Annotated in this window: 16 protein-coding genes; 8 read left to right on the forward strand and 8 right to left on the reverse strand. The window is 60.8% G+C overall.

The window, feature by feature from the left end:
• The 5 genes from ACESMW_RS16725 to rsd all read left to right on the forward strand — a co-directional run.
• Positions 1–1,090: helix-hairpin-helix domain-containing protein (locus tag ACESMW_RS16725; protein WP_372988135.1), on the forward strand; the 1,090-nt coding region annotated here is incomplete at its 5' end.
• A gap of 65 nt (positions 1,091–1,155) precedes the next feature.
• Positions 1,156–2,703 (forward strand): glutamate--cysteine ligase, encoded by a 1,548-nt coding sequence (gene gshA / locus ACESMW_RS16730; protein ID WP_372988136.1) that lies wholly within the window; start codon positions 1,156–1,158, stop codon positions 2,701–2,703.
• Between the two features lie 123 nt (positions 2,704–2,826).
• Positions 2,827–3,042, forward strand: a complete 216-nt coding sequence (rmf, locus tag ACESMW_RS16735) for a ribosome modulation factor (protein ID WP_372988137.1) — start codon at positions 2,827–2,829, stop codon at positions 3,040–3,042.
• 147 nt (positions 3,043–3,189) lie between these two features.
• Positions 3,190–3,696 carry a disulfide bond formation protein B gene (locus ACESMW_RS16740; protein WP_372988138.1) on the forward strand — a complete coding sequence of 169 codons (507 nt, stop codon included), beginning with the start codon at positions 3,190–3,192 and terminating at the stop codon, positions 3,694–3,696.
• Between the two features lie 103 nt (positions 3,697–3,799).
• Entirely contained in the window at positions 3,800–4,279 is a 480-nt protein-coding gene (rsd, locus tag ACESMW_RS16745; RefSeq protein WP_372988139.1) for a sigma D regulator, read from the forward strand.
• Positions 4,280–4,373: 94 nt separating this feature from the next.
• Here the strand turns inward: rsd and ACESMW_RS16750 are convergent, their stop codons facing one another.
• The 3 genes from ACESMW_RS16750 to ACESMW_RS16760 form a co-directional block, all read right to left on the reverse strand.
• Positions 4,374–5,099, reverse strand: coding sequence for an FKBP-type peptidyl-prolyl cis-trans isomerase (locus tag ACESMW_RS16750; protein ID WP_091997509.1), 726 nt, complete (start codon positions 5,097–5,099; stop codon positions 4,374–4,376).
• Between the two features lie 132 nt (positions 5,100–5,231).
• Positions 5,232–5,621: a DUF4124 domain-containing protein gene (locus ACESMW_RS16755; RefSeq protein WP_372988140.1), complete on the reverse strand. Its 390-nt coding sequence runs from the start codon at positions 5,619–5,621 to the stop codon at positions 5,232–5,234.
• Complete coding sequence (locus tag ACESMW_RS16760; RefSeq protein ID WP_372988141.1) at positions 5,618–6,130, reverse strand: TIGR02444 family protein; 513 nt, start codon at positions 6,128–6,130, stop codon at positions 5,618–5,620. The genes ACESMW_RS16755 and ACESMW_RS16760 overlap by 4 nt, the downstream gene beginning before the upstream one ends.
• A 42-nt stretch (positions 6,131–6,172) precedes the next feature.
• Between ACESMW_RS16760 and ACESMW_RS16765 the strand changes: the two genes are divergently transcribed.
• On the forward strand, positions 6,173–8,119 hold the full coding sequence (locus tag ACESMW_RS16765) for an ATP-binding cassette domain-containing protein (RefSeq protein ID WP_372988142.1): 1,947 nt from the start codon (positions 6,173–6,175) through the stop codon (positions 8,117–8,119).
• Between the two features lie 39 nt (positions 8,120–8,158).
• On the opposite strand, the gene ppx is transcribed toward ACESMW_RS16765, so the two are convergent.
• Positions 8,159–9,685: an exopolyphosphatase gene (gene ppx, locus ACESMW_RS16770; RefSeq protein ID WP_372988148.1), complete on the reverse strand. Its 1,527-nt coding sequence runs from the start codon at positions 9,683–9,685 to the stop codon at positions 8,159–8,161.
• Between the two features lie 291 nt (positions 9,686–9,976).
• Between ppx and trxA the strand changes: the two genes are divergently transcribed.
• A complete protein-coding gene (trxA, locus tag ACESMW_RS16775) occupies positions 9,977–10,303 on the forward strand; it encodes a thioredoxin TrxA (RefSeq protein ID WP_014420340.1) in 327 nt (108 codons plus the stop codon).
• Between the two features lie 81 nt (positions 10,304–10,384).
• Here the strand turns inward: trxA and ACESMW_RS16780 are convergent, their stop codons facing one another.
• Genes ACESMW_RS16780 through moaB form a run of 4 tightly spaced genes read right to left on the reverse strand, consistent with a single transcriptional unit; the run spans position 10,385 to position 12,899 of the window.
• Positions 10,385–10,831, reverse strand: coding sequence for a molybdenum cofactor biosynthesis protein MoaE (locus ACESMW_RS16780; RefSeq protein WP_372988143.1), 447 nt, complete (start codon positions 10,829–10,831; stop codon positions 10,385–10,387).
• 1 nt (position 10,832) lies between these two features.
• Positions 10,833–11,093, reverse strand: a complete 261-nt coding sequence (gene moaD, locus ACESMW_RS16785; protein ID WP_372988144.1) for a molybdopterin converting factor subunit 1 — start codon at positions 11,091–11,093, stop codon at positions 10,833–10,835.
• Between the two features lie 2 nt (positions 11,094–11,095).
• Positions 11,096–12,310, reverse strand: coding sequence for a gephyrin-like molybdotransferase Glp (gene glp, locus ACESMW_RS16790; RefSeq protein ID WP_372988145.1), 1,215 nt, complete (start codon positions 12,308–12,310; stop codon positions 11,096–11,098).
• Positions 12,311–12,323: 13 nt separating this feature from the next.
• A complete protein-coding gene (moaB, locus tag ACESMW_RS16795; RefSeq protein WP_372988146.1) occupies positions 12,324–12,899 on the reverse strand; it encodes a molybdenum cofactor biosynthesis protein B in 576 nt (191 codons plus the stop codon).
• Positions 12,900–13,081: 182 nt separating this feature from the next.
• Here moaB and ACESMW_RS16800 point away from each other — a divergent pair.
• On the forward strand, positions 13,082–13,463 hold a 382-nt coding region (locus ACESMW_RS16800; RefSeq protein ID WP_372988147.1), incomplete at its 3' end, for a Rho termination factor N-terminal domain-containing protein.

Here is a 13,463-nt window from a genome sequence, read left to right on the forward strand (position 1 = left end):
CGAGTCCGGCGCCTCTATCTACTCTGCCTCCGAGTTTGCCTCCCGGGAGCTGCCGGACCTGGATGTCACCATCCGGGGCGCGGTGTCCATCGCCCGTCGTTTACAGGATCCGCTGGCCGAACTGGTGAAGATCGAGCCGAAATCCATCGGGGTAGGGCAGTACCAGCACGATGTGTCCCAGGTCCAGCTGTCCCGTAGCCTGGATGCGGTGGTCGAGGACTGTGTAAACGGTGTCGGTGTGGACCTGAACACTGCCTCGGTGCCGCTGCTGGCCCGGGTTTCTGGCCTCAACCAGAGCATTGCCCAGAACATCGTCGATTTCCGCAACCAGAATGGCATGTTCACCAATCGCAAGCAGCTGCTGAAAGTGACGCGCCTGGGTGATCGTACCTTCGAACAGGCGGCCGGCTTCCTGAAGATTGCCGGAGGTGAGAATCCGCTGGACCGCTCCTCGGTGCACCCGGAAGCCTACGGCGTGGTGGAGGCGATTGCCGCCCGGAACAACCGCAAGGTGGAAAATATTATCGGCGATTCCGCGTTCCTGCGTGGTCTGAATCCGCAGGATTACGTAACAGAACAATTCGGGTTGCCAACCATTCGCGACATCATTGCCGAGCTGGAAAAGCCGGGCCGGGATCCGCGTCCGGAATTCCGGTTTGCCAGTTTTGAGGAAGGGGTGGAAACCCTCAATGACCTGAAGCCGGGCATGATCCTGGAGGGCTCGGTTACCAACGTGACCAACTTTGGTGCCTTTGTGGACATCGGTGTACATCAGGACGGACTGGTGCATATCTCCGCGTTGTCCCACACTTTTGTCAAGGACCCGCGGGAAGTGGTCAAGGCCGGAGACATCGTCAAGGTCAAGGTCATGGAAGTGGATATCCCCCGCAAGCGTATCGGCCTGTCCATGCGCATGGACGACCAGCCCGGGGAGAAGAATGAATCCCGTGCCTCGTCCGGACGTGGTCGATCCGACAACCGTTCCGGCCAGCGCCAGAAACGGTCGCCGAAGGGGCAGAAGCCGGCCCAGGGCGCCATGGCCGGTGCCCTGGCCCAGGCGCTTGCCTCGGCCCGCAAGGACAAACGGTAAGCTTTCAATCATCAGGTTCACCGACGGCCCCGTCATGAACGGGGCCGTCGCAGCAGGAGTCAACCATGGCTGAATCCCGCCATTCGTTATTTCGGCAGTTCTCAAAATCGGAGTGGCACGGCTTTCTCAAGGGCGTGGAGAAGGAAGGTCTGCGGGTTGACCGGAACGGCTTCATCGCCCAGACCCCGCACCCGAAGGCGCTGGGCTCCACGCTCACCCATCCCCGCATTACCACGGATTACTCCGAGGCCCTGCTGGAACTGATCACGCCGGTCTGTGGCAGCACCGACGCCATGCTGGAGTCCCTGAAGGATATCCACCAGTTCGTGCAGCAGAATCTCGGGGACGAGGTGTTCTGGGCGGCCAGCATGCCCTGTGAACTGGACGGGGACGAGAGCATTCCCATCGCGGAATACGGCACTTCGAACATCGGCTATCTGAAACACGTCTACCGTCAGGGCCTGGCGGTGCGGTATGGCCGCATCATGCAGAGTATTGCCGGAGCGCATTACAACCTGTCGTTGCCGGATGCATTCTGGGAGAAGTGGCAGCAACTGCTGGGGAACCAGCAGTCACTCCGGGACTTCAAGTCCGAACAGTACTTCTGGCTGATACGCAATTTCCGCCGCCGCAGCTGGCTGCTGATGCTGCTGTTCGGTGCCTCCCCGGCGCTGGATGCCAGTTTTGTCGCCGGGGTGAAACACGATCTCAGGCGGTTTGATGAGCGCACCTGGTACGGCGAGCATGCGACTTCCCTGCGTATGGGGGATCTGGGCTACCACAACAACGCCCAGGCTTCGCTGAATATCTGCTTCAACGAACTGGGTACCTACACCCGGACCCTGGACCGTGCCATCCACACCACCTGGCCGCCCTACGAGGCGATCGGCACCCGCCGTGGTGATGAGTTTATCCAGATCAATACCAGCGTCCTGCAGATCGAGAACGAGTACTACAGTGCCGTTCGCCCGAAGCGCACCACCGAACGGGAAGAAAAGCCGATCCAGGCACTGGAGGCCCGTGGCGTGGAGTACATCGAGGTGCGGTGCCTGGACCTGGATCCGTTCTCGCCGGTAGGCGTGAACCGGGAACAGATCGATTTTCTCGACCTGTTCCTGCTGGACTGTTTGCTGTGTGATTCGCCCAGGATCAGTGACGCCGAATGCGAGCGCCTGGACGACAACTACAAGGATGTCGTGGCCCGGGGCCGCGACGCCAGCCTGACCCTGTGCCAGGAGAGTGGCAGGGTTCCGGTGATGGAGGCTGCCTCCGGGCTGCTGGATCGCCTGGAATCGCTGGCAGAGTTGCTGGATGACTGGTCGGGCACCAGGAGCTATACGACGGCCCTGGTGGCCCAGAAAGAGAGCCTGGCGAATGGTGTGCCGTCCACGCGGGTGCTGGATGCCATGCGTTCGTCCGGCCTGGGGCACCGGGACTGGGTGATGGAAATGTCCCTTCGCCACCAGCAGACCCTGCGGGATGAGGCGATGGCGCCGGATGTCCTGGAGGCGTTCCGGGCAATGAGCCGGGATTCCCTCGCCGAGCAGGCACAGATGGAAGCCCACGATGCCCAGCCGTTCGAGCAGTTCCTGGCCGACTACCTGAGGTCGTGAGCGCGGAGTTCGGCCTCCGTCACAGCCCGATAGGGACCTGCTGCACAGAACCCGGATATCGGTTTGTCAGCAGGACCGCCCGCTGCTAGCGTCAGGTGCATCGGGATAACGGAGGATGCCGGTATGGCAAGGGATATCAAGCTCGGATGGGATGTGGAGGCGCTGAACAAGGCCTACCGCCAGGGCCACATGGCGGCCTCCATGGGTATGGCCAAGAGCCGCTGTCCGTATCGGGGCGAAGTGGTGATTGCTGCCTGGGAAGCGGGCTGGGATGACGCCGAAGCTGCTGCCCGCGTTCAGCAAGGCCGGTCCGACGATTTCTTTTCCCGCATTGCCTGACTTTTCCCACTGCCCGACCCCCGGTGCGGGCGTGTCCTGTTTCTATCTATTTGAAATTTCCGCAATCACCGAGGCTTGAAGTTCCCCGGGGTTTAGGGTTAAGTGACGGGTCTCTGAGCTTCAAGTCTTCATTCCGAGGGTGTTGTTTTGGCTGGCAGATGGGTCTTTGCAGTTGTCTTTCTGGTCTGTGCCGGGTTGCTCGGCGTGGCCTTCTATATGGAACACGTCATGGGCCTTGAGCCCTGTCCACTGTGCTGGCTCCAGCGCTTTGGCTTCATGGGCGCCGGGCTGGTCAGCCTGCTGGCGTTCCTCCATGGCCCCACTGGCTGGGGCCTCCGTGTCTATGGCTTCCTGCTGGCGCTGACCGCCGGAACGGGGCTGGGTATTGCCGGACGCCAGCTCTGGCTGCAGAGCCTGCCGGCGGATCAGGTGCCTGCCTGCGGTCCGTCAGTGGATTACATGCTTGAGGTTCTGCCCTGGATGGAGGTACTCACGACCGCCCTTCGAGGGACCGGTGACTGTGCCGAGGTGGTGTGGCGGTTCCTGGGGCTGAGCATTCCGGGATGGACTGCGGTGTTTTTCACTGTGCTGGTACTGGTCGGCCTGTTTTTCCTGTTTCGACGGCCGCAACCCCGTAGCTGGATTCGCAGCTGAAACGGTTGCGGCCAACCGTGGCGTTGGGGTACCTTGAATCCCGAACTGTAAGCAATTGCACCGGGGTCAAACGCTTCGGGTAAACGAGCGGAGAACAGGCGTCATGTTGGAGAATTGCCGAAATGCCAGGGAACGCTGGGGCGGTGTCAGCGAACTGATTGATCGCTGGCTGAAAGAGCGTCAGGAGCTGCTGGTCCATTACTGTGATTTGTCCGGAGAAAATGACTTCTCCCAGACCGAAGCCCTGACCGAAAAGTTCGTTCGCTTGTGCGAGGTGCTGGTGGATTACGTCTCCGCCGGCCACTTCGAAATCTACGAGCAGCTGATCCAGGAAGCCCGCGAGTTCAACGATGGCGGTCTTGAATTGGCGGCGAAGGTTTATCCGAGGATCGAGCAGACGGCGGAAATTGCGCTTAACTTCAATGACCGTCTCAATGGCCAGTCACTCTCGGAAGCCCAGATCAGGGAGCTGTTCGACGAGCTCTCGCAACTGGGTGAAGTTCTGGAGAATCGGTTCGAGATGGAGGATTTCCTGATCGAGCATCTGCACAACGCCCATGCCGGGAAAGTTGCCTCCGCCTGATTCGCGCACCAGGCGGCCCGTATAAAACAGGCGCCCATAAAAAAAGCCTCAGCCCGGCAGTTTGCCGGCACTGAGGCTTTTTTGTATCCGGGGGTTACTCGGACGCAGCGTCGTCCTGGGGGTTGACGGCCAGCAGTTCGACATCGAACACCAGGGTTTCGTTGGGGCCAATGCCGCGATTGCCGCCCGGGCCATAAGCCAGGTCTGACGGGATATAGAGCTTGTAGCGGGCGCCTTCGTTCATCAGCTGCAGGCCTTCGGTCCAACCCGGAATCACCTGATTGAGGGCAAAAGTGACCGGTTCGCCACGCTCGCGGGAGCTGTCAAACACTTCGCCAGACAGCAGTTCGCCAGTGTAGTGGACCCTGACGGTATCCTCGGCGGACGGCTTGTCACCGGTGCCTTCCTCGATCACTTCATACTGCAGGCCGGACTCGGTGGTCTCAACGCCGTCCTTTTCCGCATTTTCCGCCAGGAAAGCTTCGCCTGCCTCCTTGTTCTTCTGGGCCAGTTCGTCCATCTGCTTCTTCTGGTCTTCCTGCATCTGCTGCTGGTAGGCCATCAGGGCTTCCTGGATTTCCTCGCGGGTCAGGCGCTTGGTTTCTTCATCACCGGCGTGGCCGTGCTGGATGCCTTGCAGGAACTGCTCCATCTGCAGGTCCGGCAGGTCATTGCTCATCCGCTCGCCAAGCACCAGGCCCATACCGTAACTGACCTTCTGCTCGGTGGATTCCAGCTTGGGATCTTCGGGGGCTTCCGGTGGAGTGGAGCAACCGGTGACGACACCGGCCATGGCCAATGCAAGCAGGGTTTTCTTCATTGCTGAGTCCTTAACGGTTTTCGTAAGTGCACGGGAGCGGCACTCCCGGATTGTCGTTATTGAAACACAGAAGGTAACGGGTTCCGGCACGAGATGCCACTGAACATGTGTTAAGGAACCCGACCCGTTGGGTCAGCTGCCGTTGCTGCCGGCAGTGGGACCCATTGAAAAGGGGGCGTTGTAGGGGGATTGCCAGTCTGCGTCCGGGTCCTGGGTGACAGAACCGGCGCGCGCCTTGTCGGGGCGTTCAATGGCCAGTGTGTTCCAGGGGCCCTGGGCAGGCGGCTGGTCGGCGTAATGCCAGTTGCCATCGGTGTCCTGCCACTTGAATATGATTTCCGGGCCTTCCGTCGGTACCGGAGAGGGTACCAGGCCTTCAAACGCCGGAATTTCTTCTTCGGGTTCTTTACTGTCTGCTACCGGCTCGGAAACTTCTTCAGGGCTGTGGATCCCGAAGAAAATCAGAACCAGAAGGAATCCCAGAGCCGGAAACGCGAGCCGGATGAGCCATTTCATCATCATGGCTGGGAGTCTCCATTGGAGAATGAGGCCAGAATGTCGGCCAGTGTATTCAGCTCAGCTGCTGCATCGGTGGCCTGTTCCGGCCGGTAGGCAGCAGCGGCAAGGTTGTTTCGGATCAGCTGGGCATGCCCCGTCATATGGGCCTTGTCCGGAGTCTCAGTCGCAAATTGTTGCCATGCCAGAGCCAGTTCCAGCTGCTCGGCCTGCAGTTCGAGGCCGGCGACGCCTTCGCGAAGGGTCTGACAGTGTTCATGGCCTTTCGGGAGATATCTTCGCACTGCCCGCAAAGCACCGGTTACATGCTGGCGCCACTCTGTTACCGTAGCGTGCTCCGTGCCGCTGTAGGGCCTGCCTTCAAGGGCCAGCCAGCCAGCGCATAAAATACGTGTAACGCTCCAGCCCCGATCCTGGAGCGCAAGACAGGTTCGCTGAGTGCCGGGCTTTTGCCAGAATGCCAAGGCAAAACGCCAAATCGGGTTGTCCGGTTCCAGTTTTTCCGGTAATTCCACGCCGAACCTGCCCTGACCATCTTACGCTGATAAAATGGATTTATGTTAACGATTACTGATCTCAGTTTACAACGGGGCGGTGTCTGGTTGCTAGAATCCGTGAATCTCACGGTTCAGCCCGGCCAGAGAGTCGCCATCGTAGGCGCCAATGGTGCCGGTAAATCCAGCCTTTTCCAGCTCTTGTTGGGCCAGTTAGCGCCGGAGCAGGGTAGTGTGTCTCTGCCCGGGGGCTGCCGCATCGCCCACATGGCCCAGGAAGTCGCGGCGTCAGAACGCAGTGCACGGGATTTTGTGCTTGATGGCGACCTCGACCTGCGCCGGATGGAGGCCGAGCTGGCCCGGGCCGAAGCGGCCGGCGACGATCACGGCGCGGCCAGAATCCATGGCGAACTGGATGTGCACGAGGCCTGGTCGGCGCCGCGCCGGGCGGAATCGCTGCTCCGCGGCCTGGGATTTGCCGACGGGGATGCCGAGCGACCGGTTTCAGCGTTCTCCGGTGGCTGGCGGATTCGTCTGAACCTTGCCCAGGCACTGATGCGGCCTTCGGATCTGTTGTTGCTGGACGAACCCACCAACCACCTGGATCTGGATGCCTGTCTGTGGCTGGAGAACTGGCTTCGGCGCTATCCCGGGACTCTGCTGTTTATTTCCCACGACCGGGATTTCATGGATCGGGTTGCCTCCCATGTGGTGCATTTCGATCAGCGTAAACTGGAGCTATACACTGGCAACTACTCGGCCTTCGAGCGCCAGCGTGGCGAACGTCTTTCCCAGCAGCAGGCCAACTATGAGCGCCAGCAGGCGCGAGTCGCCGAGATCCAGCGCTTTATCGACCGGTTCAAGGCCAAGGCCACCAAGGCCCGCCAGGCCCAGAGCCGGGTCAAGGCCCTGGAGCGGATGGAACGCATCGCCCCGGCCCACATCGACTCTCCGTTCAGCTTCGAATTTCCCATGGCGGAAAAGGTCTCCAACCCCTTGCTTTCCATTCGTAACGGGCGGGCCGGCTATGGCGACACCGTCATCCTGGACAATATCAACCTGACCCTGTTGCCGGGCAGCCGGATCGGCCTGCTGGGCCCCAACGGCGCCGGCAAGTCCACCCTGATGGATGCCCTCCGGGGTGAAAGCACCTTGCTTGGCGGCGAGCGAACCTGTGGCGAGCACCTGGCCATCGGCTACTTCGCACAGCACCAGCTCGAGTCCCTGGATCTGGATGCCAGCCCGTTCCTGCACCTGCAGCGTCTGACACCGAAAGCTTCGGAGCAGAGCATCCGCAACTTCCTGGGCGGTTTTGATTTCCATGGCGATGAGGCCCTGAGTCCGATCCGCTCCTTCTCCGGTGGCGAAAAGGCCCGGGTGGCCCTGGCCGTGATCGCCTGGCAGCGCCCGAACCTGCTGCTGCTCGACGAGCCCACCAACCACCTTGACCTGGAAATGCGGCAGTCGCTGACCATGGCCCTGCAGAATTTCGAGGGCGCCATCGTGGTGGTCTCCCACGACCGGCATCTGCTGCGCAACACCGTCGACAACTTCTGGCTGGTCAACGACGGCCGGGTTGCCGAGTACGACGGTGATCTGGAAGATTACGAACGCTGGTTGGCTGACCGTCGCAAGGAACGGGACGAGGGCGAGGCACCCCGTCGGGAGGCTGCCGAGGCAACGTCAGCCGGATCTGCTAATGGCGTGGGTGAAAGTGCCGAGGACCGCAAGGCCCGTAAACGCATGGAAGCGGAGATTCGCAAGAAGCTCAGCCCCTACCGGAAGCAGCAGGCGAGTCTCGAGAAAGAGATGGAGCAGCTGCAGCAGACTCTGGCGCAGCTGGAGAAGGATCTGTCGGATCCGGGCCTGTACGAGGAAGCGGGAAAGGCCAGGTTGAATGAATTGCTCGCCAGCCAGGGCGACGCCAGCCGGCGCCTCGAAGAGGTCGAGGCGCAGTGGCTGGAGGTCAGTGAAACCGTGGAGTCGCTGGAGGAAGAGCTGGCCGGCTAGTGTCTCGCCCTGTGGGAGCGAATTCTCCAGGCGGGACAACTAGTCCGGATTGATCTTCAGGGTGAAGTCCTGTTTGGCCAGATAGTCCCGTTCGTTCTTGAGGTCGGCCAGGGTCAATGGTCGGTCATCGAGCCAGCCGTCGGGGAAGGTGACAGTCAGCTTGTCATTGCCCGGTTCCAGCCGGAACTCCGGCGGCGGTTCCATGTTCCGCGGATGCTGCAGCAGCACCGCCAGTCGCACCAGGATGCACAGGCGGCGCAGCCGCGACGTATCCTCCGGATCGAGCCCTTCAAAAATGGCTGGTGCAAACTTGCGCCGATGGCCCCGGACCAGTGTCGCCAGATCCCGCTGGAACTGCTGGCTGAAGCCGGGAAGATCCGAGTAACGGAGCAGGTAGGCCCCGTGCTTGTGATATTGGCTGTGGGATATGGTCAGGCCGATCTCATGCAGCCGGCAGGCCCATCGCAGTACTTCCTCGTCCGTGGCGGTGCGCAGGCCCCACTGATCGGCGACCTGGTCCCAGGCCGCCACGGCGGTTGCCTCTACCGCGGCACCGTGGGCCTGGTCCACGTGATAGCGTTCCTGGAGCGCGGAAATGGTGCGCTCGCGCACGTCCTCGTGTTGGATCCGTCCGACAATATCGTAGAGCAGGCCTTCCCTCAGGGCGCCATCGGCAAAGGTCATGTCCTCGATGCCCAGGGACTGGAAGGCCCCCATGAGAATCGCAAAACCACCCGGGAAGATGCTCTGCCGGTCTGACCGGACTCCCAGGTCGCCGAGTTTGTCGGTCTTGCCCATGTCCACCAGGCGCTTGCGCAGCTCCAGCATCCCGGCCCGGGTAATGGTGCCATCGGTGATTTTCAGGGTGGCCAGCACGCTGGCAATCGCCTTGATGGTGCCGGATGATCCGACCGCACTCTGCCAGCCCACGTTCCGGTAATGCTGTCGGATGTTCAGCAACTCCTGCTCGGCGTGGGTCACTGCCCGGTCCATCTGGCGCCGGGTAATCTTGCCGTCGGGGAAGTAGCGGTTACGGAAAGACACGCAGCCCATGTGCAGGCTTTCCAGTTCCTGCGGCTCGAATCTCTGGCCAATGATGAACTCGGTGCTGCCGCCACCGATATCGATCACCAGCCGCCGGCCGATGTCGTCGGACAGGGTGTGGGAGACGCCCAGATAGATCAGGCGGGCTTCCTCCCGGCCGGCGATGATCTCGACCGGGTAGCCCAGGACTTCCTCGGCACGATTCATGAATTGGTGGGCGTTGCGGGCCACCCGCAGGGCGTTGGTACCCACCACCTGGACGGCCTCCGGGGGCATCCCCTGTAGCCGCTGGGCAAACCGGCTGAGGCATTCCAGTGCGCGTGCCTGGGCCTCTTCGGTCAGGCGGTTGTACTGGTCCAGGCCGGCCCCCAGCTGCACCTTCTCGCCCATTTTTTCCAGGGTACGGATTTCTCCGTGTACCAGCCGGGCCACGACCATATGGAAACTGTTGGAGCCCATATCGATGGCTGCCAGTATCTCCGGCCCTTGTGCAGCGTTTTCGGCGTTGTCTTCGGCCGTCACGTCGTCAGAAATCCTTGTGAGATGAACTTGCGGGGTACTATAAGTCATCTGTCTCCGGCCTGTCAGTAACAGAACGCCCCGGTCAATTGACTCCAGTCAGCGTTACGGCAATGAATAGTGTGGGATCTACTGCTTCACATCGGCCTGATCAATCGCGTAAAGTATTGCGTAACTTGAGCAGGTTGAAAGGCTGTTCTATTGGCAGCCTTCAGACTACAGTCAACAGCACCCCTGCCGGCTCGCGCAACCGCGCGGTACAGTCATTGGCGGTGCCTGAATCAGGAAAAGGTAATGAGCGGAAATATCGTAAATGTCACCGACGCTTCTTTCGAGCAGGATGTACTGAAGTCCGACGTTCCCGTACTGGTGGACTACTGGGCCGAGTGGTGTGGCCCCTGCAAGATGATTGCACCGGTCCTCGAAGAGATTGCCGACGAGTACGAAGGCAAGCTGAAGGTCTGCAAGCTGAACATCGATGAGAACGAGCAGACCCCGCCCAAGTTCAACATCCGGGGTATCCCGACCCTGATGCTGTTCAAGAACGGCAACGTTGACGCAACCAAGGTTGGCGCCCTCTCCAAATCCCAGCTGGCCGCCTTCCTCGACAGCAATCTCTGATCCCGTTGCTGTCGGAAACCGCCCCTGAACAAGGTTCACGGGCGGTTTTTTATTGCCAGGAGCAGCTCACACCCCGGGGTATCAGTCCCAGGCCTGGGACCGGTCCCGGTCAGAAGCCTTCTGTTCCACCCAATGCTCGGTGTTCCCGGTAATCTCCTTCTTCCAGAACGGTGCCGAGGTCTTCAGCGCATCCATGATGAATTCGCAGGCCGCAAAAGCATCGCCCCGGTGGGCACTGCAAACCCCCACAAAGACAATCTGGTCACACAGATCCAGGCGTCCCACCCGGTGAATCACCCGTGCCTTGCGCACATCCCAGCGCTGTGAGGCCTGATCAATCAGCCCCTGGATCACCTGTTCGGTCATCCCCGGATAATGCTCCAGGTAAAGCCCGGTCACGCCTTGGAGGTCGCCGCTGTCCCGCACCAGCCCGGTGAATGTGGCAATAGCGCCGGTGCCGGCGCCACTGTTCCTCAGCGCCTGGTACTCCGCAGCCGGATCAAAGTCGTCAGTCTGGACCGATATCATCTCAACCTCCGGTTACCGGCGGAAAAAACGCCACTTCGTCGCCGGCCTTCACCGGGGTCGACGGTTTGGCCATCGCCTGGTTGACCGCGATCATGACTGGCTGGTCGCCCTGCAGCTGGGCCCAAGGGCCGCCCCTGGCCGCCAGTTCGGCGAGAATGTCACCGGTGGTCAGGTCCGGCGACGCCGGCAATTCCAGGCTTTCGGTGTCCAGTTCTTCGCGCAGGCGCGCGAAAAACCGCACAGTCAGTGTTTCAGTGCTCATAATCAGCTCATCAGCTCCGCAAATGAGTAATAGGTCAGCTCGTCCCCGGCTTTCACCGTCGTGTTTTCCGGAACCACGGCAAGCCCCTCTGCCCAGCAGGCGGAACTCAGGACACCGGAGCTCTGGTTCGGATAGGCAACAATCTGGAGCTCGCCGCCCGATACCTCTTTTCTGGCACGCACGAATTCACGACGAATGGACGTGGATTCCACATCAAAGCCTGCCGGTAGTCGTTCGCCCACAGGCCAGGTCTTATGGCGCCCCTGGCATTTCCGGATATAAGGCATGCCGACAATGAGGAAGGTCACCAGAACAGTTGCAGGATTGCCCGGCAGGCCAAGGATAGGAGTGCCGTCAATGGCGCCAAATGCCAGTGGCTTGCCCGGCTTGATGGCTAGCCGCCAGAGCGAAAGCTGGCCCTGATCCTCCAGCACCGCCCGGACATGGTCTTCCTCGCCCACCGACACGCCGCCGGTGGTGATCACCAGATCCGCCTCGGAAGCGGCGCGCTTGAGTGTTTCCCGCGTCGCTTCCCGGTTGTCTTTCAAGGTCTCGCAGAGGGTGACCTCGCAGCCGGCCTGAGCAAGCAGGCCGAGCAGGGTGAACCGGTTGGAGTTGTAGATCTGGCCGCCGGCGAGGGGCTGGCCCGGGTCCAGCAGTTCATCGCCGGTGTTGAGTACCGCCACTTTCATTCGGGCGACCACCGACACCTTGCCAAAGCCCATGGAGGCGATCAGCCCCATTTCCTGCGGGCGAATCGGAGTGCCTCTGACCAGGGCCATGTCACCTTGTTTCAGATCCTGGCCCCGACCGCGGATGTTCTGGCCCCTGGCAACCTCGGCCTGAACCAGGATGCCGTCGTCGGTCACTTCCACCCGTTCCTGCATCACCACGGCATCGGCCCCCTCGGGGATTTCCGAACCGGTGAAAATCCGGGCAGCGGTGCCTTCGGCCAGCGGGGTGGGGGCCTTCCCGGCGGCAATCCGGCCGGAAACGGGGATTGGCTGACCGGATTTGAGGTCGGCCTGGCGGATCGCGTAACCATCCACCGCGCTGTTATCAGCGGGCGGCACATCGGCCGGCACGTGCAGGTTTTCAGCCAGCACACGGCCCAGGCTCTCGGTGAGCGGCACGGTTTCCACCCAGGAAATCTCCGGTGCCCGGTCGAGGATGTGGGCGATGGCGTCGTCGACGGAAGTCAGGTTTTGGCCTGCCATGGGTCAGCTCCTGTTATTTGGTTGCCCGGCTACCGATAACCTGCTGCAAGCGGGGGAACGCCTCGTTCGCCGGCTTGCGCAGGGTCAGGGCGGTAAAGTTGCAGGGCTGGTGTCGGCTGTCCAGCTGGCTCTTCAGGATGCCCTCCCAGCCGGTCCGACAGGCGTTGGTGGAGCCGGGCAGGCAGAAGATCACCGTGTGGTTGGCCAGGCCACCAAAGGCCCGGGACTGGATGGTCGACGAGCCGATTTCCTCGGCGGAAAGACGGCGGAACTCCTCGCCGAAGCCTTCGATGGCCTTGTCGAACAGTGCCGAAACGGCTTCCGGTGTGCTGTCACGTTCGTGGAAACCGGTGCCGCCGGTGATGATCACCACGTGGACCTCCGGATCCGCGATCCACTGGGACATGATCGCCCGGATAAGGTAGACGTCATCCGGCAGAATCCGACGGGTAACCAGTTTGTGGCCTGCTTCTACCGCGCTGTCTTCAAGGTACTGGCCTGAGGTGTCCTGTTCCAGTCCGCGGGTGTCGGAGACGGTGAGGATGGCTATGTTCAGGGGTCTGAATTCGTTGGTGCTTTCGCTGCTCATGGCGGGGCTCCGCATTGTCATAACTGGAGGTGATGGAATTTTCTCCAGTATCCGTATTGGCGGGGGATAATGGAAGAGGAGTAACCCCAGAGGGGGAGGTATCAGGCCGGTCTTGCCCCCGTTTCATGGTAATTTGGTCTAATTTTGGTCAGTGCACTTGACATTCGCGGCCAAGGTGGCCGATGATCCTCCTTGCCCGGCGAACGGTTGTTCCCACTCTACTGGCTTCAGCAAACTATTCCGGATTCCACAACACCGGCTTGCTCCATCTGGCCAGCACCTGTTTCAGCTTTATATTTGTTCAATACGTTCAGGGGCACCCCTGTCATTCCAACACTCGTTTATTTCCATTCCTGAAAATCCAACAAACTATGAATCTTACTGAACTCAAGCAGAAATCCGTGCCCGAATTGCTCGAAATAGCGCAAGAAATGGGCCTCGATAACCTGGCTCGTTCGCGCAAACAGGATGTGATCTTCACCATCCTGAAAAAACATGCCAAAAGTGGCGAAGACATATACGGCGACGGCGTACTGGAGATTCTGCAGGACGGTTTCGGCTTCC

The organism is Marinobacter sp. (genome assembly GCF_041690455.1).
Lineage (GTDB): Bacteria > Pseudomonadota > Gammaproteobacteria > Pseudomonadales > Oleiphilaceae > Marinobacter.